The sequence below is a fragment of the Sphingobacterium sp. HSC-15S19 genome (assembly GCF_050433745.1).
GTDB lineage: Bacteria > Bacteroidota > Bacteroidia > Sphingobacteriales > Sphingobacteriaceae > Sphingobacterium > Sphingobacterium siyangense.
In genome coordinates this window covers 16,038-37,057 of sequence record NZ_JBNPWQ010000042.1, presented here as the reverse complement: position 1 = coordinate 37,057, position 21,020 = coordinate 16,038, and the positions used below count along the sequence as shown (strand labels likewise).

Sequence of the window (21,020 nt, the reverse complement as noted above, 5' to 3'; positions counted from 1 at the left end):
AAGACTATTGGTTATATCTATGATATAAAAATAGTTTTATGATTGGAATAGTAGGTGGACTAGGCCCTTATGGCGGCTTGGATATTACGAAGAAAATTATAGATGAGACGGCGGCAAGATCCGATCAGGAACACTTGCCGCTCTTGTTATTCTCATGTCCAAATTTGATCCCTGACCGAACGGCGTATTTATTGGATAAATCCAATGTTAATCCAGGTAAGGCTATTGCTGCAATTTTAAGACAACTTGAAACGGCTGGAGCGACCATAGCCGCGATTCCGTCCAATACGGCACATGCAGAACCTATTTTTTCTGTTGTTCAAGATGAGATGGCTCGTATGGGGAGCACGTTGAAGCTATTGCATATCGTCTATGAGACTGTCCGATTTGTAGACGAAAACTATCCCGACACGACAGTCGGGATTTTGTCTACCGCAGGAGAACAGATCTGCAGTTTATATCGGGAAGCATTTATTCGAAAAGGTTTCGTTGTTCTTGAACCAGAAGGATCGCAGCAAGAGAAGGTAAATAATGCAATCTATGATGAGGATTATGGAATAAAGGCCCAACCCGTACCGATTGCGAATAAAGCAAGGGAAGATCTATTGTTGGTTATGGACGACCTGAAAAAGAAAGGCGCACAGGTCATTATTTTGGGTTGTGCAGAGTTGCCTTTGGCTATTCCCGAAAGGGATCACAATGGGATGATTCTTATAGACCCGAATAGAATTCTCGCTCGTGCACTTGTTCATTCGTTCGCTCCGGATAAATTAAAGCCACTGTAGTCCTCTCTTTTGACAAATTGTCAGATTTTGGGTTTATATTCCTGTTGGTATGGGTTTTGTCCTTGATAGTTAGAAGCTTATGCAGTAAGGAGGACAACATGCAAAAGATTATACATCGGGAAGGTGATCGTGGCCACGTCGATTTCGGCTGGCTGAAAAGTGCGCATTCATTCAGTTTTAGACAATATCTTGATCCCGAAGGGATGATTTTGGTGCCTTGAGGGTATTGAACGATGATCAGGTGGAAGGTGGTCAAGGTTTTGATCGGCATGGACACGATAATATGGAAATTGTTAGCATACCACTGGAGGGGGCGCTGGCGCATCAAGATAGTATGGGCAATGGCTGTACGATCCAAACAGGAGATGTGCAGATCATGTCTGCAGGTACAGGTGTGCAGCATGCCGAGTTTAATAGCAATCAGAAGGATCTTGTTAAATTTTTACAAATTTGGGTAATTCCCAACGAAATAGGGTTGGAGCCCAGATGCGATCAGAAATCCTACCTTCAACTGGATCGACACAATAAATTTGCAACGATTGTTTCACCGGATAAAATGGATAACAATGCTGTACACATACATCAGGATGCATATTTTAACTTGGCAGACATCGAGGTGGGTAAAAAGATAGAATATACTGTTCATTCGGAGCAAAATGGGCTTTATCTTTTTGTTTTGGAAGGAAAGATCGCCGTAGCAAATGAAATGCTATCAAGAAGAGATGCCATTGGTTTATACGAAACTGAAAAAATAGCGCTTGAAGCTTACTATGATACATCATTACTGCTAATTGAAGTACCAATGTATTAGGTCGATGAAAATGAAGGTTACTATGATATATCGTTATTGCTGATTAAAGTTCCGATGTATTAGATCGATAAAAAGTTATTCTTGAATAGGGGGGTCATTTGATAGATCTCCCTATTTTTCTTAAATTGGATGAAGAAGAAATAAACTCATGGATAGCCTATTACAACCTTTTGAATCGCGTGACGTTTTACTTATCATGTTATCAGTCTTAATAGGTCTGCTGATTGGGATTGAACGTGAATATCGCAATAAATCCGCGGGTTTGAGGACGTTTATATTGGTGAGCTTTGGATCTTGTCTTTTTACTATTCTTTCGTTAAAAATTGGATTGGCAAATCCAGATCGATTGGCGGCAAACATTATTACTGGTATCGGTTTCCTAGGAGCAGGCGTGATTTTCAAAGAAGACAATAAAGTAAGTGGTATAACAACCGCTACGACAATTTGGGCTGCAGCTTCTTTGGGCATGTGTGTTGGTGCCGGATATATATTTTTAGCGTTTATTGGTGTAGGCTTGGTTCTGATGATTTTAGCGCTGCTAACTTATTTGCAAACCTATATTGACAATTACCACAAGATAAAAGACTATGAACTGCAGACCTCATCTGAGGCAGATTTTGAACATACCGAGCAGTTAATCAGACGGATGGGTTTTAAGGCTGTCATTGTAAGTCAACGCTATAACAAAGAAAGTTTGAATACCATTTGGCGATTGACGGGAAATGTGACCAAACATCGGGAGTTTGTAGAAACAGTACGCCGTGATAGGCAGGTCGTGGCTTATCAATATTAAGGAATTACGACATTATCTGCTTTATTTATTCGTCATCATCCGTTTCCTGAGCAGGGGATATTTTCTGTAATAAACTGTTTACCTCGTCCTCCGTCGCTGTTAACTTGGCTTTGCAGACTTGAATGAGGTCGGAAGCCCTTTTGATTTTTCCCGCGAGCTCATCAATATTTGTTGTGCCATTTTCAATTTCCCTTACGATTGTTTGCAACTCGTTAAAGGCGTCTGTATAGGTATAATTTTGTTCCATTATGATATGCTTTCTTTAAAATTTTGTGTACCGATGGCCAAATTAAGCCTGGTTCGCATCCAGACCTTCTTTCGGAGATTTATCCGTTACAGTACTGGTAAGTTCACCATATTCGAGTATCGTCTGTATCACATCGCCCGGTGATACCTGTGTCACCGACTGCAGTAGTTTTCCGTTAACCTTAGTAATTGAAAAACCTTGTTTCAATAACCGAATTGGATCAGAGAGTTGAATAATTCGCTCGGTATGAGCCAAAGCCGTCTTGTGCTCGTAAAGCCGTAATTTTATCAAGGAGTTCAGCTCATGTTGAAATTGCTGAACAGCGGCTCTCGAGGTCTGAATTTCCCTTTTGCCAATCCATTGTATATGCGTTGCCAGTTGAGATAAGATATTGTGCTCTTCTTTAAATCGGGTAAGAATGAGTTGCTGTATGCGCTCTGCAGCCCGATCGACTGGAATAGCAAAATTATGAAACTTCTGAATCAGAAAATCGGCCAGCTCACTGGGCGTAATCGCGTTTTTATAGGCGACCATTTCGCTAACCGTGTAATTCGTCGAATGTCCAATGCCCGTCAATACAGGGATTGGAAAGATAGCGATAGCACGTGCCAATAAGTAGTTGTTATAACTGGAAAGCCCAACCTCACCACCCCCTCCACGTATGATGGCGACGACATCGTATTTGTCGATTTTTTCAGCAATAACTGTAAGCTGATTGATAATAGAAGGTACTGACTTGTCTCCTTGTAACAATGCAGGGAAGAGGGTGGATTCGATGCGGTAACCCCAAGGGTTTTGATTAATAATCTTGTAAAAATCAGAAAGCCCCTTACTTGTTTCTACTGAAATAATTGCCAATCTTTTGGGAACGACAGGAAAGTCCAATAATTTATTAGACTCATATATGCCCTCTGCTTTCAGCTTTCGAATACTGTCTAACTTCTCCTTTTCAAGTTCACCTAAGGTAAAAGTCGGATCAATATCAACAATGCGCAAGCTTAACCCGTACATGGGGTCATAGGAAATACTTGCCTGAAATAACATCGTGATCCCTTCTCGTAAAGGTTCTTGGGCAACTTTAAGAAAATTGTTGTTGATACGATTGTAATCAGCTTTCCATAGGATCGACCGAATTTCAGCGACAATTTTACCATCCTGTTTTTCTACCAGCTCAGGGTAACAGTGGCCAGAATGCGTATAATGATTGAGCTTGTTCATTTCAGCTTTGATCCAGTACAAACTCTTATACCGCTCTGCAAGTGTCTTTTGGATACTGCGGCTGACTTCCAGCAAGGAAAATATTGTTTTATCTTGAATCAATTCTGGCATTAGTCAAACTTACAGAAAAAACCTTCATGATGCAATCCGGGGATGGTTGAATCTGCTATGACCAAAGGGAGACAGAATTTATTAACCCCGATAGTCAAGTCGAGTAACAAAATTGATTTTTTTTCGAGCGAGTATATTCCTTCGTTATTTAATTCGTATTTTTATTTGATAGAACCTAAAAAACGATAAAAGCAGAATGAAAAAACGATTTTTTGGGGCTTTATTTGCAGGTTTGTTCTGTATTAGCCCCCTGTTTGCTCAATATAAGTCTACGATTAAGAACGAAACGATACTGTTTAATAACCTCGATCAGTTGCTGCCTTTAGAAAACCTGGATCAACTTCGTATTGCAGTTGTCGTTCCTAACGCTGCAAAATATGCGATGTTCACAGAACAGTTGGCCCGCTATGCAAACATCAAAATTTTTGATTTTAATAAATTTGATGAGGACATCAAATATTATAACACCATTATTGTGGCTGGAAAGGAAGATGACTTAGATGCAGATTGTCTAGCACAGTTGAAGCAGGCCGTATTAAACAATAAAAAAGTTATCCTTTGTCATTTTTTTGAAAACGAAAAGAACAAAAAGAGTTTATCGGAGCACCCACAGTCTGATTTGATCGAATTACTTGCTCCTTTTTCAGAAATGGGACAGCGTCAGATGGCAATGTCTATTTTTGGTGGGATTCCTATAACCGCCGGTCAGGTCAAAACCACACAGACAAGGCTGCAATATGGCGCTGCATCAAGTTCTAATCTGAACCTGACCAAATTGACGAAGAAAATTGATGCCATTGCACAAGAAGCCATCGATAAGCAAGCAACACCGGGAGCTGTTGTCATGATCGTGAAAGACGGGCAAGTACTCTTGGAGAAATCTTACGGATTTCACACGTATGCGAAAGCTATTTCCACAAAAACAACTGATATTTTTGATCTCGCATCTGTCAGTAAGATTGCCGGTACTACTCCTGTGATTATGCGTCTTACCGAGCGGAATATTATTAATTTGGATAGTACCATGGGACATTACCTATGGCAGGCAAAGTATACCAATAAAAAGGATATCAAGCTTCGTTCCGTCATGTTGCATGAAGCAGGATTTACACCTTTTATTCCCTTCTATAAATATCTGAAAGTTGGAGACGTTGTTTCAGTCCGCGATGATAACCATCAAGTAAAAATGGCCGACAATAGCTATATCCTCAACAATTATTACCGCGATGTCATGTGGCCCGAGATGCTAAAATCACCTGTAAAACCCACTGGAAATTATGTGTATAGTGATATCAGTATGTACGTGATGAAGGAAGTTGCAGAACATCAGACCGCTGAACCGCTGCAAGATTATGTGCAGGAGAACTTTTACAGGCCATTGGGGATGACGCGTGCGGGTTACCTTCCCCGAGAGCGTTTTGCAAAGGATGAAATCGTTCCTACCGAGCAGGATACCTCCTTTCGGAAAACATTACTAGAAGGCTATGTCCACGATCAGGGTGCGGCAATGGCTGGCGGTATTGCCGGGCATGCCGGATTATTTGCTACAGCAAATGATTTGGCAATCTATGGTCAACTGTTATTGAATAGAGGAGAGTACGGGGGGGAGCGCTACTTTAAAACCGAAACAATAGATTTATTTACCTCCAGGCAATCGACAAGCAGTCGTCGAGGCTTAGGTTTTGACCGTTGGGACCCAAACCCAAAAAATGAATATCCATCTAAGTTAGCAAATAGCTCTGTATTTGGACATACTGGCTATACAGGGACATGTATCTGGATTGATCCACAAAATCAACTGATCTATATCTTTTTGTCTAATCGCGTACATCCTCAGGTGAGTACTAGGCTGTTGGATCTGAATATCAGAAGCAGGATTCAGGACGCTATTTATGAAACGATCAATGAAAGTCAAAAATGATAAAAAGCCTCTTATTACTTGGACTAGCAATGACGACACTCAACAATGTTGGATATAGTCAAGACTATAAACAGATACACCAAGATTTGGTGGTCGTCGACGGACACAATGATGTGATTTACGAATCCATTTTCCCAGGGAAAAATATTGGTCAGCGAATAAGTACGGGAGCTACTGATTTACCGCGACTGCGGGAGGGAGGTGTCGATGTGCAGGTATTTGCTGTGTGGTCCGATGATGCGAAGTGGAAATCCGGGGCATTTAAGCACGCCAATGACCAGATCGATGCATTAGAAAAGATGATTGCAGCAAATGCCGATAAAATAAGTTTGGCAAAATCTTCAGGTGACATCGATGCGATCTTAAAAACAGGTAAAATAGTTGCGTTGATCGGTGTGGAAGGTGGAAATATGATTGAAGGAAGTGTTGACCATCTGGTCCGGCTTCATGAGCGCGGCGCCAAATACCTCACTTTGACCTGGAACTACAATTTGCCTTGGGCAAGCTGTGCCGCGATGGAATCGGGAGATATGCGTTCCAAAGATAAGGGATTGATAGCGCAAGGGCGAGCAATTATTCGCAAAATGAACGAATTGGGGATGATGATTGATCTGTCTCATGGAGGAGAGCAGACTTTCTATGACGTGCTGGCGATAACGACCAAGCCGATCTTGGTTTCCCATAGCAACGCCTATGAATTATGTCCACATTTCCGCAATCTAAAAGATGCACAATTGGAAGCTTTGAAAAAAAATGGGGGCGTTGTTGGTGTAAATTTTTATTCAGGTTTTTTGGATCCGGCCTATGAAACAAGGCTTAAGGATTTGTATGTGGGTAAATTTGGTGATACCGGGGATACAAAATTGAGTACTTGGTCTATGTATGAAAAGTTGCCAAAAGAACTTCAACGGCAAGCCGATGCTCCACTGTCGAAATTATTGGATCATATCGACTATTTGGTCAAAAAAGTGGGTATTGATCATGTTGCCGTAGGCTCGGACTTCGATGGCATAGAATCCTCACCCCAAGGTCTGGAAGATGTTTCTAAATTTCCACTACTGACCAAAGCGCTGTTGGAGAGAGGTTATACAAAGACAGATGTTGCGAAGATCATGGGACAAAATTTCTTGCGGATCTTAAAGGAAAATGAAGAATAGACACTTCCTTTCTTTAAAGTTTGTCAGTAAGGTTCCAGTATATACACAGCAGTGTTGAGGTATTGTTAAAATACTGATGTGGTATCTAGTAATGTAATATACTGTATATTGACTTAAGCCGCCATAGGAGTAGCATTATGGGAAGGCTGATCATTCCTTGCATAATATCCTGGGTAATATAATACGTATGGGGCATGATATTACGCTTTTAACAGCTATAAATTTGTAATTTCGTAGCATGGCAAAATCAAAATCAGCATACTTCTGTCAAAACTGTGGCTACGAATCTCCCAAATGGATGGGACAATGCCCTTCTTGCAAGCAATGGAATAGTTTTGTTGAGGAAGTCGTCGAAAAGGCGAGTTCAAAAGTGCCCGAATGGCGTAGTTCTACCACAGGCGGAAGCACGAAAAGAGCGAATAAAGCTGCGATCATCCACGAAATTGTCTATCAGGATGAATTACGGATATTGACTCCTGATCAGGAATTTAACCGGGTTCTTGGTGGTGGTATCGTTCCGGGATCCTTGGTACTTATCGGAGGCGAACCCGGTATTGGGAAGTCTACGTTGATGTTACAGCTCGCGTTATCGATCCCACAAGTCAAGACACTTTATATTTCTGGGGAAGAAAGCGAACAGCAAATTAAGATGCGGGCAGAGCGATTGTCACAATCTTCTAAAGCAAATTGTTATATCCTTACCGAGACATCGACTCAAAATATTTTCAAGCAGATCGAGACGGTACAGCCGAACGTCATTGTAATAGATTCTATACAGACTTTACATTCCGCACAAATTGAATCGGCGCCAGGATCGGTTTCTCAGGTACGCGAATGTACCGCAGAATTGCTGCGGTTTGCAAAAGAAACCAGTACACCAGTTTTTATTGTAGGACATATTACCAAGGACGGATCTATTGCAGGTCCCAAGGTTTTAGAACATATGGTGGATACGGTGCTTCAATTCGAGGGTGATCGTCATCATGTATACCGAATTTTACGGGCCGTAAAGAATCGTTTTGGATCTGCTTCAGAACTGGGTATTTATGAAATGCAGGGGTCGGGGCTTAGGGAAGTGTCAAATCCTTCGGAGATTATGATTTCCCAGCGCGATGAACCTGTTAGTGGCGTTTCCATTGCGGCGATGCTCGAAGGAGTGCGCCCTATGATGATTGAAGTGCAGGCACTGGTGAGTAATTCGGCGTTTGGAAATGCTCAGCGCTCTTCTACAGGCTACGATACGAAACGATTAAATATGCTGCTGGCTGTTTTGGAGAAACGCTTTGGTTTTAGGTTAAGTGCACAGGATGTGTTTTTGAATATTGCCGGTGGGTTACGTGTCGAAGATCCTGCGATCGATTTGGCTGTTGTTGTGGCGATTATTTCTTCACAACAAGATATCGCGATTCGATCCAATCTGACTTTTGCCGGTGAGGTTGGTTTATCGGGCGAGATAAGGGCCGTAAATCGCATTGAACAGCGTATACAGGAGGCCGAGAAGTTGGGCTTTGATGGTATTTTTATTTCTAAATTCAATACCAAAGGATTGGATGCTAAAAAATATGATATTGCCATTCGTCCGGTTGCCAAATTGGAGGACATCTTCAGTGCTTTGTTTGGCTAAACGAGAAAAAGGGGCAATCAATCGTTTAATATCCTAATTTACTGGGATCATCTTAAAATATATTTTTTCAGAAAAATGGCCTTCTTCAAAGAATAAAAATTAAAAGACCATGCTTTTACTAAAACATGGTCTTTTTTATGGATCGTCTATAGTTTACTTTTTCAAGACTTCTTTCAATTTTGCGCGTAAAGCATCACCATGTAAATTCTTGACGACGATTTTCCCATTGGGATCGATCAGTACATTCTGAGGAATAGATTTTACGCCATATAATGTTCCGACATCATTTTGCCAACGTTTGAGATCCGAAACATGACGCCAGTGCAATTTATCTGCATGGATGGCTTTAATCCAAGAATTGCGATCCTTATCAAAGGATATACCCAATATTTCAAAGTTTTCACCTTTAAATTGTTGGTATGTTTTTACAAGATCTGGGCTTTCGACACGGCAATCCGGACACCAAGATGCCCAGAAATCAAGGAGAACATACTTTCCTTTAAAGTCCGAAAGCTTTACAGGGTTACCAGTAGTATCATTTTGCGTAAACGCGGGAGCTGTTTTTCCAACTTGAACCGTTTCCAATGTATTTAAGTAGTCTTGGAACTCTTTCCCTTCACTTGAATTCTTGACATTTTTACTCAAGGTATTATAAAGCGCCTGAAGCTCGGGGTATACAGGGTCATAACCGCCGACTCTACGCAAGTCAACCAATGTCGATATAGAATCCGGGGCGGCCTTAACGCGTGCAATATACTCCTCTTTGGTAAGTTCTTTTTTTTGTGCAGAACCAAAGAATGGCAGAACTAAAAAAAGTAGTGTGATGTATTTTATCATGTTATTATTCTTATATATATTTACAAATATAAGAAAATCCACTAATTTAGTAGATTAATAAAATGTCAAAAAATGAACTTCAACCTAACTTCTAAACTTCCACATGTCGGCACGACGATTTTTACCAAAATGACGATGCTTGCCAATGAGCAGCAAGCCTTAAATCTGTCGCAAGGTTTTCCTGACTTTGAGACTGATCCGAAGTTGGTTCAATTAGTGTCTAAGGCAATGGAACAGGGGCATAACCAATATGCGCCAATGATTGGGGCACAGGCATTACGTGATACGATCGCTAAAAAATATCGTGAAGTTTATGACGTGGCGGTTGATGCAACAGCGGAGCTTACTGTGACATCTGGTGGTACACAGGCAATTTTTACAGCTATTGCCACTGTTGTTAGGCCACAAGATGAGGTTATTATCTTTGAACCGGCATACGATTGTTATGCGCCGACGATCGAATTGTTCGGCGGTAAAGTTATTCCCGTGCGATTATTAGCTCCGGATTTTCAGATTGACTGGGATTACGTCGCTACGTTAATTAATTCCAAAACCCGTTTAATCATCATCAATAATCCGAATAATCCAACAGGCAAAGTACTTGGTAGAGAAGAATTGATTAAACTTGGAGATTTGTTATCAGGTACCAATGCGTTGTTGCTGAGCGATGAGGTATACGAGCATATTGTTTTCGATGGTGCTTCCCCACAATCGGTGCTGGAAATCCCGACTTTGCGCGAGCGAAGCTTTGTTATTGCTTCCTTTGGAAAGTTGTTGCATACCACGGGTTGGAAGATTGGTTATTGCATTGCCCCGCCGCAATTAACGCAAGAATTTAGAAAAGTACATCAATTCAATGTGTTTAGTGTAAATACGCCCATGCAATTCGCTATCGCAGCATATCTGGAGGATATAAGCTATGTCAAAGGCCTATCGGATTTTTTTGAGCGGAAAAGGAAATTGTTGAAGGACGGATTAAGGGGATCCCGGTTTAAGATTCTTCCTTGCGAAGGAACTTATTTCCTTAATATAGATTATAGTGCTATCAGTCAGGAGAAAGAATTTGAGTTTGCTTGTTCGTTAACCAGGCAACACAAAATTGCAACAATCCCACTTTCGGCGTTTTATAAAGAAGCTACAAATCAACACGTTTTGCGGGTCTGTTTCGCTAAAAAGGATGAAACGCTATTAAAAGCCGTCGAGATTTTGAATAGGGTATAATCGTATTATTGACCTAAAAGAATAGCTAAAAGGTTTTATTTAAAATATTGCTAAGAAAGAACCACTTTATTAAAATTTTACTTCAACTTGAGGTACTAATTTTATAAATTTGTAATTCACGTTTATCAACATACCCATAAAATGGCTAGATTAAATTTATTGGAAGAAACGCGCTTCGAAAAAGTCCCTGTGAGCGTCTATCCAGATCAAAATTCAGCTTCGAAAAACGTTGCAAATCGTATTGCTGAAATTATTCGTGCAAAGCAAGAGAAAGGTGAGAAAGCTGTTCTGGGCCTTGCTACTGGTGCCACACCTGTAAAAGTCTATCAAGAATTGATTCGTTTGCATAAAGAAGAAGGTTTAAGCTTTAAGAACGTGATTACCTTCAATCTTGACGAATACTACCCGATGCAACCTGATGCTGATCAGAGCTATGTGACCTTTATGAACAAAAACTTGTTCGATCACGTAGATATTGATGCGGCCAATGTAAATATTCCAGATGGTACCTTAGCTCCTGACCAAGTAAATGCATTCTGCGAGGCGTACGAACAGAAGATTACGGCAGCTGGAGGTTTAGATATTCAATTATTAGGTATTGGCCGTACCGGCCATATCGGTTTCAATGAGCCAGGTTCTGCACCTAACTCAGGTACACGTGTGGTAACGTTGGACGATTTAACTCGTCGCGATGCTTCCCGTGCTTTTGGTGGAAAAGAAAATGTACCAACAAAAGCGATTACCATGGGCGTAGGTACAATTTTCAAAGCGAGAGAGATCATTTTGATGGCTTGGACCGAAACAAAGGCTGAGATCATTAAAAAAGCAGTTGAAGGTGAAATCTCCTCAGAGATTCCTGCAACTTATCTACAATTATCGGATAACGTTGAATTTATTCTTGATGAAGCTGCTGCTTCATTGTTGACACGTTTTGATCTTCCTTGGTTGGCAGAAGATGTTACTTGGACGCCTTCGTTAATTAAAAAAGCAGTTGTTTGGTTAGCTTTAGAGATCAAAAAACCAATCCTGAAACTTACCGACGAGGATTATAATGCACACGGAATGGCGAAGTTGGTTACAGAAACCGGTCCGGCATATAATATCAACATCCGTATATTCAACGAACTTCAACATACGATCACGGGATGGCCGGGAGGTAAACCCAATGTTGACGATTCACAACGTCCTGAGCGTGCCAATCCAGCGAAGAAAAATGTAATTGTATTTTCTCCACACCCGGATGATGATGTCATCTCGATGGGAGGTACATTTATTCGTCTGGCAGACCAAGGACACAATGTCCATGTTGCTTATCAAACTTGTGGTAATACAGCTGTTTGGGATGATGATGTGGTACGTTATCTGGAGTTTGCTGAAGATTTAGCAAAACAAATAGGGGCAGAGGCGGAAGCTTCTCAGATCGGTCGAATTTATGATGAGGAAAGAGCAATTTTTGCGACAAAAAAACCAAATCAGATCGATACTGAACTTGTCCGTAAAATCAAAGCATTGATCCGTAAGGGTGAGGCGATCGCAGGAGCTCGTTTGGTTGGTTTGCCAGATGAAAATATCCATTTCCAGGATCTGCCTTTCTATGATAGACAAAAGTTTTCAAAAAATGTATCTTTTGAAGATGATATTCAACAAACAATGGAATTGTTGCGTCAGGTAAAACCACATCAGGTATTTGCTGCAGGTGACTTTGCTGACCCACACGGTACGCATAAAGTATGTTTCGATATCTTGTTTGAAGCATTGAGCAGATTGAGCAAAACAGATGAATGGACCAAAGATTGTTGGTTATGGTTATACAGAGGTGCATGGCATGAATACCCAATCCACGAGATCCAAATGGCCGTTCCATTATCTCCACAAGAAGTTTATCGCAAACGTTTAGCGATCTTCAAACACCAATCTCAAAAAGATTTACCTGTATTCCCTGGAGATGATCCTCGTGAATTCTGGGTACGTGCTGAAGACCGTACAAGCGAAACCGCAGCTTTATATGACCAATTAGGTCTTGCAAATTATGAAGCTATTGAAGCGTTCGTAAGATGGAAATTTGACTAAAATAACTATCTGACTATATAATAACTGTCTGACGACATAAAAAAGTCCTGAGCCTGAGGTGGTTCAGGACTTTTTTGTTTTTAATCATTCTAAATAGGTTATTTTTTATACCTTTGCGCTATTATTTAGAATAATTAAAAATAATTACCAAAATTATTAACATGGACAAACACTTACGAGCTCTCGCTTCTACATTTTTAATCGGAGGTGCAGTATATGGTCAAACCTCGGGAATCGTCAAAGGTAAAGTCGTCGATACACAAAATAATCCTTTAAGTTCAGTAACCGTTTCAATCGGAGATAAAAAGGTCCGTACAGACCATAGAGGTCATTTTAGACTACATGGCATCGAGCAAAATACGGTCATTAAATTCACTTATATGGGCTACCAAACAACCGTTATTGATTATGTTTTTAGCACGAAGAGCCCTGAAGTGATTATTGATCCAATTATCCTGGTGAGCAATGAGCAGGCGATTGATGAGGTGGAAGTGTTTGGTGAACGCAACAAAAAGCCAAAAGGCTTGGAAATGATCACACGTATGCCATTAAAACCTTCGGATCAAATTCAGAGTATTTCCGTCATCTCCAATAAGGTCATTCAAGATCAGGGTATTCTGACGTTGACGGATGCTGTAAGAAATATTCCGGGTGTAACCTTGTTCGGTTCTTATGGCGGTGTTAAAGAATCTTTGTCAACACGTGGTTTCAGAGGGGTACCTGTCTTGAAGAACGGTGTGCGGATGGACTCTCAATTTCAGACTGCATCTGGAGTCGTTGATATGCAAGGTGTGGAGTCTATTCAGATGATTAAAGGGTCTGCTGCGGTTACGCAGGGTGTTATTACGGATATCGGTAATGCAGGAGGGGTAATTAATGTGGTCACTAAAACCCCTAATTTCACGAATTCTGGAGAGATTGGTGTCCGTGCAGGAAGCTGGGGGCAATTCCGCCCAACCTTTGATTTCCAAACGGTACTAGATAAGAAAGAGACCGTTGCTTTTCGAATGGATGGCGCTTATGAACGTAGTGATAGCTACCGCAAAAGTGTATCCTCCAACCGTGTTTATCTAAATCCATCCTTAGCTTGGAAACCAACGGATAAGACGACAGTTACTTTGGAGGGTGATTATTTTAATGATAATCGTACGCCCGTTAATTCCGCAGTCAATTTAAATCCTTCGCAAGGGGTGAATGCGCTATATGTTATCCCGAACAATAAGTTTTTGGGCTTCAATTCCGATAATAATAATACAGAGATGAAGAGCTTTATGGCCCAGATCAATCATGAATTGACCGATCGCTGGAGCATCAGAGCTTCTATTGCAACGTCCTCTTATCAGGTTGATAACCAGTCATCTTCTTCCACATTGATTAAAGACGATGCAAAACAATATAATACATTCTCGCGCTCAATGAGCAAAAGCCTGCGCGATGACAAGAATAAAACTTTTCAGTTTGACTTGATCGGAAAAGATCTTTATACGGGTAAAGTAAAACATTTGGTTCAGGCAGGGGTGGACTATCGTATTGCTGATGCGACAACAACTTCTTTTGCCGGAAAATTAAGTCCACTGGAGAAAAATGTTCTTTTGAAAAAAGCCGATCAAAATAGCAATGTAATTGATATTATTGATATCCATGGGGATTGGGTGAATGATCTTTCGGAAGTGGTATACGTCGATTCGTTGGGTAACCAGCGGAAAGGAAAGCAAATTGTCTATACAGCAGGAACTCCTGTACGGAGTTATTATTCTTCTATAGGATTTATGGGGCAAGACGTTATTGAATTTAATAAATACATTAAGGCTGTATTAGGTTTACGTTATTCCGAAATTACAACAAAAGATTTCACATCAAACGGTAATAAAAGGGAGTCTGCATGGAATCCAATGGCGGGGGTGATTGTTACGCCATTTGAGAATTTTAATGTATTTGGGTCTTATACAAACTCAACGAATTTAAGGAATGCTGCAAATCCATTAACCGATGGTACAGCAGCAGGTGCTTCTAAAACCGAACAATTTGAAGGGGGGATTAAATCCGATTGGCTGAATAATCGGTTACGTTTCAATTTAACCTATTTCCATATTTATACCTCTAACTTGACCAACGCTGAGTATACACCGGGCACTAATGTTGCTACAGGATTATACTTTAAGGCAGGGGATCTGGTACGCGATGGTATTGAGGCTGAGTTGAACGGTCGTGTATTGGAAAATTTAACAGTGATGTTGGGTTATGCCTATTTAGATGCGCGATATAAAAATTCACCTTCCTATATGGATGGATCGGCACCGATGAACGCGCCAAAACATACGGCAAATGCATGGATACAATATGTATTTAATCAAGGAGCTCTTCGGAATCTGAGTTTAAGTGCGGGTGTTTATTATGTTGGAGACCGACCTGTCAATGAATATAGCTTAACACCAAATGGACATGGTGAATATTATGGTACAGAACCTTTCAATATGCCAGCATATACCACATTAAATGCACAGGTGGGATACAAATGGCGCAAATTTGATGCGAAAGTCTTTGTAAATAATATCACCAATGAGATTGGATTGAATTCATACTTCCGAGGTGGTTTTATTAATCAGATCGATCCGAGAAATGCTGCTGTTGCATTGAGTTATAAGTTTTAAGGATACAATATCTATCTAAAACAGAAGGGTTGTCCAAAGAAGTTGGACAACCCTTTTTTTATTCTATTTTGCCTTTATCAGCTTAAGTGCCAGTTCAAACAGTCGATTTTTGAAGTGACTGATGTTATTTTATGTAGCTTTTTTTTATTGCCAACGCCAATAGCGTTTATCATTTTGCGTGCAAATGAATTAATAGCTGATTACATCACCTGATCGTCCTTTCGCATCAAAGACTTTAAATAAGTATTTCTTTCCAGTCTGGAATGGTATTGGACCATCCACTAATTTAGATTTCAATGTTGGTGTACTGCCGTTGTCGCTGTAATAGACTTTGAAACCAGGATAATCGGTATTGATAAGGAGTTGGCTACCTTCTTTCTTGATTCCAATTTTAGGAAGTCGATAGGTATAGCCTCCATTTACCCCATCCAGTTTTCTCAATTCATCCTCACCTAATTTTTTGATAAAGGAGGTATACGATTTACGGTAAGTGGCCTCGTCAAAAGAATTTCCTTTTTCCCAGGTTTGTTCGGGGGCCCATGCGCGATCAGCAATCGCTATTAAACGTGGAAATATCATTTCCTCAAGGCGCTGGTCAGTAGATACCTTTTCTGCCCATAAGGCCCCTTTGATACCGAGGAGGTTTTTTTTCCCTTCCGCTGTAAGCTGTTCTTTATTGGTGTATGCCTCAGGTCTAAGATCTTTTCCGGTGTCATCCTTGCGCAGATTGATGAAGAAATTTTCAGGAGAAAACGAATAAGTTCTATTCAGATTAACCGTACCAACCCAACTGTGTCCTGGATCCGCAAAATCACGGTCCCAAGACATGTCCAGGTAGTTGTTTGCAGCACTCGTATAAACAACTTTATATCCTGCATTTGCCAATCGATAAGCGAGGTCTTCCTGTCCCTGGCCAGGGAGATTGTTCCATACGTTCAAATGGATGCCGGATTTTCCTAGATCGGCATTTACAACCATGCCTTTTCCTTTATTGCGCATACCCATTTCTTCCCATCCAGACATCGTTAACCCTTTTCCTTGAACAAGGGTATTAATTTTGGTAATATACAGCGGCCATACGTCGAGTACATTGGCGATATTATTTTCCTTCATAAAGGCCAATACCTTTGGCGATTTTTCCCAAACACCACTTGGCGTCTCGTCGCCTCCCAAATCGATAATTGTCAACGGAACTCCAGCTTGATCATGCATCGCTTTGATTTCATCGATCACCTTGCTCAGGAAGTGATAGGTTGAAGGTAGGGCAGGGTTCATGACATTGTCATTCCAGTTTTGTGCAGAATTATAAACAGATTTGTCCTCTGCATCGTCAAGCAGGAATTCCTCCGCTTTTTGTTTATCACCAAGGTTTGAATAATGTGCAAAACGCGCGCGCATTGCTTTGATCGCTGCGCGGGCATGACCAGGAGTTTCTACCTCGGGTATGACATCGATATGTCTTGCCTGTGCATATTTTAAAATTTCGATATAGTCAGCAACACTGTAGAATTGATGCGGTTTGGCCGTAGCGCCAGATCCATAAGCAGACTGTATTGCCTTTCCATCTTCAAAATTAGCCGAACGGTTGGCTCCGATAGCCGTTAATTCGGGTAGGGCTGGGATTTCCAATCGCCAACCTTCGTCGTCAATGAAGTGGAAATGGAACTTGTTCAACTTGTAGGAAGCCATGAGATCCAATATTCTTAAAACCTCGGCTTTGCTATGGAAATTACGGGCAGCATCCAGCATAAATCCACGGTACCCATAGCGCGGGCTATCTTCAATGTTGCCGAATGGTAATGTGATCGATTTTATGCCTTTATTCCATTGACTGTGATTGATCAACGATTTTAACGATTGTATGGCATAAAATGCACCAGCTTTATCTGATGCTTCTATTCGTACACCCTTAGCGCCAATCGTTAAGTGATAGGATTCGGATTTTAAGTTGTTTACTTTGACAATCTCAATGCCGCCTTGTGGACTGGATGAAGCTGCTAGCTTAACGCCTGAATAGCTGGTCAGGAAATCTGTCAGAAAGCCTCCTTCGCTAGCAAATTCATGGTCAATAAAAAAATTGGTACCTGTCGATAAGTTGAATTTTTCGTTATTATTGATGCTGATATTGCTTGGTAAAGGGATGATATACTGTGCTGCTATACCCTCTACCAGCTTATTTTGATCGTATTTATAAGCAAAGTAAGCTGTTTTTTCAGCGTCCGACTGGGGAGCAATTTTAACCACAGCATAATCCGAAATATTTGTTGCAAGCCCAGTCTTATTATTTTTTAGGTATAGACCAATTGGTCCATCCGTATAATTGACCAGTCCAGTCGTGATAAAATCGATGTGGACTGTATCTTGCGCATTTAATAAAAAGTTATTTTTCTTAAAGCTAACCTGAAAGAGATCTCCGTTTCGGTGGTCTATCGCAAAACGTTTGTCGACCTTATCTGGATCGATAGAGCGAATAAAATTAAACCAGAGGCTCCAGTCGTTGAGTTGAACAGCACTTTTCCCCTTGTTTTTTAAAATTAGGGTGGATACCGGATTTTTACGGATATTCTGTCCGTCTTTGACCTTCCAGGTGAGTTGCAGTTTATCTGCGATAGCGCTCGATTTCTGGGCATAGGCTTCCTGACTTAATAAAGCCAAGCCTAGTCCGGCATAGAGTAGCGGTTTTTTGATTTTTTTAAAATTAGTCATGTTGGTTACTTTTTCAATGACTCTAAATATAGCTATTCTAGAGGGTTTTATGATCTATTTCAAAAAAAATGAATAAAAAAAAGATAAAAATTTTGACACATTTATAAATATTTCTATATTTGCACACCGAAACAGAAAACGGCCCGTTCGTCTAGGGGTTAGGACGCAAGATTTTCATTCTTGAAACAGGGGTTCGATTCCCCTACGGGCTACACGTCTAAAAGTCAAAACATACAAAAGCCTGCAAATTAAACGTTTGCAGGCTTTTTTGTTTTTCAGTATCTACAAAACTTACACGAATTCCCAATAAAAAAGTGAGTCATTCAGTGAGTCATTTTCTCCGACATGGTTACTCACTGAAACATATTTAATATTTTGATTATCAGCTTATTCAAATATTAAACATCTTGATCCGTTTTAGTTGCAAGGCTAATTTTGTTTCACTTAAATGATGTTATCATGAGTACAAATTATTCCTTACTCTTCTATTTGAAGAAACCCCAAAATTATGTTAGCGGTCCTAGGCCGATCTACATGCGGATTACTGTAGAAGGTATCCCAAAAGAAGTTTCCACAGGACGGGAATGCGATCCGTCGAGATGGAACTCCAAAGCTAATCGTATGAAAGGTACTATCGAAGCTGTCAAGACTCTAAACTCTTACCTTGACACTCTCGTCAGCAAAGTAAGTGCGATCCATACCGCTATGACAGCTGCAGCGGAGGAAATTACAGCAGAATCCATCAAGTTGAGGTATCAAGGAAAGGATATCAAACGAAAGCAATTTCTTGATGTTTTTAGAGAACATAATATGCAGATGGAAACACTTCTGGGAAATGGATTCAAACCCAATACACTCAAAGGGTATAAAACCTCGCTTTCACATATTGAAGGGTATTTAGAGAAAGAATTTAGACTAGCAGATATCGACACAAGGAAGATTGACCATGCTTTTGTCACAGGGTATGAATTCTTTTTGCGTGCCGCTATGGGCTGTTCAGCCGTGTCGGCAGCAAAATATATGAAGCATTTGCGAAAGATTATCAAGATCTGCATTGCGCATAGATGGATAACGGACGATCCATTTACTTTTTATAAGATCAAGGCGAAAGCTAAAGAAAAGGAGTTTCTGACGGATGCAGAACTTCGGAGGATAGAGGGGAAATTATTCAAGATACCGCGTCTAGCGCATGTGCGTGATATTTTTGTCTTCTGTTGCTATACCGGTCTGTCTTATGCCGATGTAAAGAAATTAAAATGGGCCGATATTGCTGAGGGAGTGGATGGAAAGCTCTGGATATTCACTAGCAGGGAGAAAACTGAAACTTCATCGAATATTCCATTGCTTCCCAAGGCGCTTGAAATCATTGAAAAATATCGAGACTATCCACCATGCGTGGCAAAAGATATTGTACTACCTGTTCTGAGTAATCAAAAAATGAACAGTTATCTTAAGGAAATAGCTGATCTGTGCGAAATCTCCAAAGAACTGACCTTTCACAAGTCTCGCCATACGTTCGCTACGTCTGTGACGCTTGCCAATAGTGTTCCAATAGAAACCGTTTCAAAGATGCTTGGACATACGGATATTAAGACCACACAGCATTATGCGAAACTTTTGGATAATAGAGTTGCTGTGGATATGGAGAAACTGGAGAGAAAGATTGAGAATAAAATAGAGCAATTTAAAAAGGCTAGAATAGCAGACCTATGTACTCCTCAAGCTTTTGTCTTTTTAAGAACAGATCATTGTTGATCGGACCATTGCTTAAATTTTACTGGAAGCAATGTCTAAGACATTGCTTCCTTGCTTTGGCGACTAATAAATCGAAAATCAGCCATAAATATGTTTCTACAAGTATATCTGCTTGTCAGTCAATTCTTGGAGAAAACTGTCCGCTTTATCGACCAGTTCACTATATAGCTGTGTGTTTTCTAGCACATGATGGATCTTTATATCATACCGGTCACTCTGATCGACAGAATACTTTATGCCTACTTTCTTTAAGAACCACTCTACACGATTAAGCTCTGCATAAGAAGGATCTCTTTCCAACTTATAATATAAAGTGATGTTTGTTTTCCGCAATTTACCATTCTTTGACCATAGCAGATAACGATTGTTCCTGTCATTGATATATCCAATTATTGCATCTCCTTTAAAATCAAGCGATCTGGTGAAATAATTTTCTTCTTCGATTTGGTTAAAAATAGTCTTTGTCAGTTTTTTGTTTCCGATGGACATTTGATTTATAGTAATATTAAGTGGGTGGAGTATAAATTCTGACATATTTTTAAGTATTAATTATACGAAGATTGCCACTTTCATATCTTGTTATATGTGCTGTTGAATTATTTATAAAATAATCTATGTTGAAGGTTTCTGATTTTTGGTCTTATTGCCTCGAGATAACAATTTTGGATACTTGAACCTTTTTGGAGGCATTGATACTGAAGCAGGTAATTCTGTCAGTTATTCTCCATGTGAACTAATAATTGCTGACATACAAACACTTAAATAATGACAATGTGTCAATTGAAAATCTTTTTAAAATCATCAATTATGTCGTTATTGTGTTTATTTCATTAAAAAGTGAAATATCCGTATAAAAAGGAGAAATCTCAAATTGGGGGTTGGCATGGACTATGATCACATTAATTGGCTTAAAAAGCCCCTTGGTACAGCAATACTTCGGGGCAATGATTTTTAAAGCTTAGTATGCTTCTAATGTTCAATTATAACGGCGCAAAACTAAAAAAAGTATTTTAAACAACGATTTATAGTTTGTTCCTTATCGCAATGCTAAGCTGGGGTGGTACTTCCTGCCAAACACTGGTACGTATCAAGCCCCCGCCTTTCAAGAAATGG

16 protein-coding genes and 1 tRNA gene are annotated in these 21,020 nt (G+C 40.2%); 12 read left to right on the top strand and 5 right to left on the bottom strand.

The window, feature by feature from the left end; all coding sequences use genetic code 11:
• Positions 1-38 precede the first annotated feature (38 nt).
• The 4 genes from L1283_RS24630 to L1283_RS24615 all read left to right on the top strand — a co-directional run bounded on the left by L1283_RS24630 (position 39) and on the right by L1283_RS24615 (position 2,389).
• On the top strand, positions 39-785 hold the full coding sequence (locus tag L1283_RS24630; RefSeq protein WP_201639925.1) for an aspartate/glutamate racemase family protein: 747 nt from the start codon (positions 39-41) through the stop codon (positions 783-785).
• A gap of 98 nt (positions 786-883) precedes the next feature.
• Positions 884-1,006, top strand: a complete 123-nt coding sequence (locus L1283_RS24625) for a hypothetical protein (protein WP_256603926.1) — start codon at positions 884-886, stop codon at positions 1,004-1,006.
• Positions 1,003-1,596 (top strand): pirin family protein, encoded by a 594-nt coding sequence (locus L1283_RS24620; RefSeq protein WP_236586143.1) that lies wholly within the window; start codon positions 1,003-1,005, stop codon positions 1,594-1,596. The genes L1283_RS24625 and L1283_RS24620 overlap by 4 nt, the downstream gene beginning before the upstream one ends.
• A 148-nt stretch (positions 1,597-1,744) precedes the next feature.
• On the top strand, positions 1,745-2,389 hold the full coding sequence (locus L1283_RS24615; protein ID WP_088159788.1) for an MgtC/SapB family protein: 645 nt from the start codon (positions 1,745-1,747) through the stop codon (positions 2,387-2,389).
• Between the two features lie 25 nt (positions 2,390-2,414).
• Here the strand turns inward: L1283_RS24615 and xseB are convergent, their stop codons facing one another.
• Positions 2,415-2,636, bottom strand: a complete 222-nt coding sequence (gene xseB / locus L1283_RS24610; RefSeq protein WP_075990493.1) for an exodeoxyribonuclease VII small subunit — start codon at positions 2,634-2,636, stop codon at positions 2,415-2,417.
• 42 nt (positions 2,637-2,678) lie between these two features.
• The gene (gene xseA / locus L1283_RS24605) at positions 2,679-3,965 is read right to left on the bottom strand and encodes an exodeoxyribonuclease VII large subunit (RefSeq protein WP_201639924.1); all 1,287 of its coding nucleotides are present in this window, start codon (positions 3,963-3,965) and stop codon (positions 2,679-2,681) included.
• Positions 3,966-4,161: 196 nt separating this feature from the next.
• On the opposite strand from xseA, the gene L1283_RS24600 reads away from it, so the two are divergent.
• From L1283_RS24600 to radA, 3 genes are all read left to right on the top strand, one after another.
• Positions 4,162-5,886 carry a serine hydrolase domain-containing protein gene (locus L1283_RS24600; protein WP_112375201.1) on the top strand — a complete coding sequence of 575 codons (1,725 nt, stop codon included), beginning with the start codon at positions 4,162-4,164 and terminating at the stop codon, positions 5,884-5,886.
• On the top strand, positions 5,883-7,043 hold the full coding sequence (locus L1283_RS24595; RefSeq protein WP_429626544.1) for a dipeptidase: 1,161 nt from the start codon (positions 5,883-5,885) through the stop codon (positions 7,041-7,043). The genes L1283_RS24600 and L1283_RS24595 overlap by 4 nt, the downstream gene beginning before the upstream one ends.
• Before the next feature lie 238 nt (positions 7,044-7,281).
• Positions 7,282-8,667, top strand: coding sequence for a DNA repair protein RadA (gene radA, locus L1283_RS24590; RefSeq protein WP_204990883.1), 1,386 nt, complete (start codon positions 7,282-7,284; stop codon positions 8,665-8,667).
• Between the two features lie 153 nt (positions 8,668-8,820).
• Here radA and L1283_RS24585 read toward each other — a convergent pair whose 3' ends face one another.
• Positions 8,821-9,504 (bottom strand): peroxiredoxin family protein, encoded by a 684-nt coding sequence (locus tag L1283_RS24585; RefSeq protein ID WP_112375203.1) that lies wholly within the window; start codon positions 9,502-9,504, stop codon positions 8,821-8,823.
• 72 nt (positions 9,505-9,576) lie between these two features.
• On the opposite strand from L1283_RS24585, the gene L1283_RS24580 reads away from it, so the two are divergent.
• From L1283_RS24580 to L1283_RS24570, 3 genes are all read left to right on the top strand, one after another.
• Positions 9,577-10,725 carry a methionine aminotransferase gene (locus L1283_RS24580; RefSeq protein ID WP_286779539.1) on the top strand — a complete coding sequence of 383 codons (1,149 nt, stop codon included), beginning with the start codon at positions 9,577-9,579 and terminating at the stop codon, positions 10,723-10,725.
• A gap of 141 nt (positions 10,726-10,866) precedes the next feature.
• Positions 10,867-12,795 carry a glucosamine-6-phosphate deaminase gene (gene nagB, locus L1283_RS24575; RefSeq protein WP_112375205.1) on the top strand — a complete coding sequence of 643 codons (1,929 nt, stop codon included), beginning with the start codon at positions 10,867-10,869 and terminating at the stop codon, positions 12,793-12,795.
• 161 nt (positions 12,796-12,956) lie between these two features.
• Positions 12,957-15,446 (top strand): TonB-dependent siderophore receptor, encoded by a 2,490-nt coding sequence (locus L1283_RS24570; protein ID WP_429626543.1) that lies wholly within the window; start codon positions 12,957-12,959, stop codon positions 15,444-15,446.
• A 189-nt stretch (positions 15,447-15,635) separates the two neighbouring features.
• On the opposite strand, the gene L1283_RS24565 is transcribed toward L1283_RS24570, so the two are convergent.
• The gene (locus L1283_RS24565; RefSeq protein WP_429626542.1) at positions 15,636-18,152 is read right to left on the bottom strand and encodes a family 20 glycosylhydrolase; all 2,517 of its coding nucleotides are present in this window, start codon (positions 18,150-18,152) and stop codon (positions 15,636-15,638) included.
• Between the two features lie 140 nt (positions 18,153-18,292).
• Here L1283_RS24565 and L1283_RS24560 point away from each other — a divergent pair.
• Both L1283_RS24560 and L1283_RS24555 read left to right on the top strand, forming a co-directional pair.
• A tRNA-Glu gene (locus L1283_RS24560) sits at positions 18,293-18,364 on the top strand.
• A gap of 247 nt (positions 18,365-18,611) precedes the next feature.
• Entirely contained in the window at positions 18,612-19,907 is a 1,296-nt protein-coding gene (locus L1283_RS24555) for a site-specific integrase (protein WP_429626541.1), read from the top strand.
• 96 nt (positions 19,908-20,003) lie between these two features.
• On the opposite strand, the gene L1283_RS24550 is transcribed toward L1283_RS24555, so the two are convergent.
• Positions 20,004-20,441 (bottom strand): hypothetical protein, encoded by a 438-nt coding sequence (locus L1283_RS24550; protein WP_146753082.1) that lies wholly within the window; start codon positions 20,439-20,441, stop codon positions 20,004-20,006.
• Between the last annotated feature and the right edge of the window lie 579 nt (positions 20,442-21,020).

What these genes read in the sequence shown, in the direction of transcription:
- L1283_RS24630 (WP_201639925.1), top strand. Translation starts at nt 39, where the DNA reads ATGATTGGAATAGTAGGTGGACTAGGCCCTTATGGCGGCTTGGATATT.
- L1283_RS24625 (WP_256603926.1), top strand. Translation starts at nt 884, where the DNA reads ATGCAAAAGATTATACATCGGGAAGGTGATCGTGGCCACGTCGATTTC.
- L1283_RS24615 (WP_088159788.1), top strand. Translation starts at nt 1,745, where the DNA reads ATGGATAGCCTATTACAACCTTTTGAATCGCGTGACGTTTTACTTATC.
- xseB (WP_075990493.1), bottom strand. Translation starts at nt 2,636, where the DNA reads ATGGAACAAAATTATACCTATACAGACGCCTTTAACGAGTTGCAAACA.
- xseA (WP_201639924.1), bottom strand. Translation starts at nt 3,965, where the DNA reads ATGCCAGAATTGATTCAAGATAAAACAATATTTTCCTTGCTGGAAGTC.
- L1283_RS24600 (WP_112375201.1), top strand. Translation starts at nt 4,162, where the DNA reads ATGAAAAAACGATTTTTTGGGGCTTTATTTGCAGGTTTGTTCTGTATT.
- L1283_RS24595 (WP_429626544.1), top strand. Translation starts at nt 5,883, where the DNA reads ATGATAAAAAGCCTCTTATTACTTGGACTAGCAATGACGACACTCAAC.
- radA (WP_204990883.1), top strand. Translation starts at nt 7,282, where the DNA reads ATGGCAAAATCAAAATCAGCATACTTCTGTCAAAACTGTGGCTACGAA.
- L1283_RS24585 (WP_112375203.1), bottom strand. Translation starts at nt 9,504, where the DNA reads ATGATAAAATACATCACACTACTTTTTTTAGTTCTGCCATTCTTTGGT.
- L1283_RS24580 (WP_286779539.1), top strand. Translation starts at nt 9,577, where the DNA reads ATGAACTTCAACCTAACTTCTAAACTTCCACATGTCGGCACGACGATT.
- nagB (WP_112375205.1), top strand. Translation starts at nt 10,867, where the DNA reads ATGGCTAGATTAAATTTATTGGAAGAAACGCGCTTCGAAAAAGTCCCT.
- L1283_RS24570 (WP_429626543.1), top strand. Translation starts at nt 12,957, where the DNA reads ATGGACAAACACTTACGAGCTCTCGCTTCTACATTTTTAATCGGAGGT.
- L1283_RS24565 (WP_429626542.1), bottom strand. Translation starts at nt 18,152, where the DNA reads ATGACTAATTTTAAAAAAATCAAAAAACCGCTACTCTATGCCGGACTA.
- L1283_RS24555 (WP_429626541.1), top strand. Translation starts at nt 18,612, where the DNA reads ATGAGTACAAATTATTCCTTACTCTTCTATTTGAAGAAACCCCAAAAT.
- L1283_RS24550 (WP_146753082.1), bottom strand. Translation starts at nt 20,441, where the DNA reads ATGTCAGAATTTATACTCCACCCACTTAATATTACTATAAATCAAATG.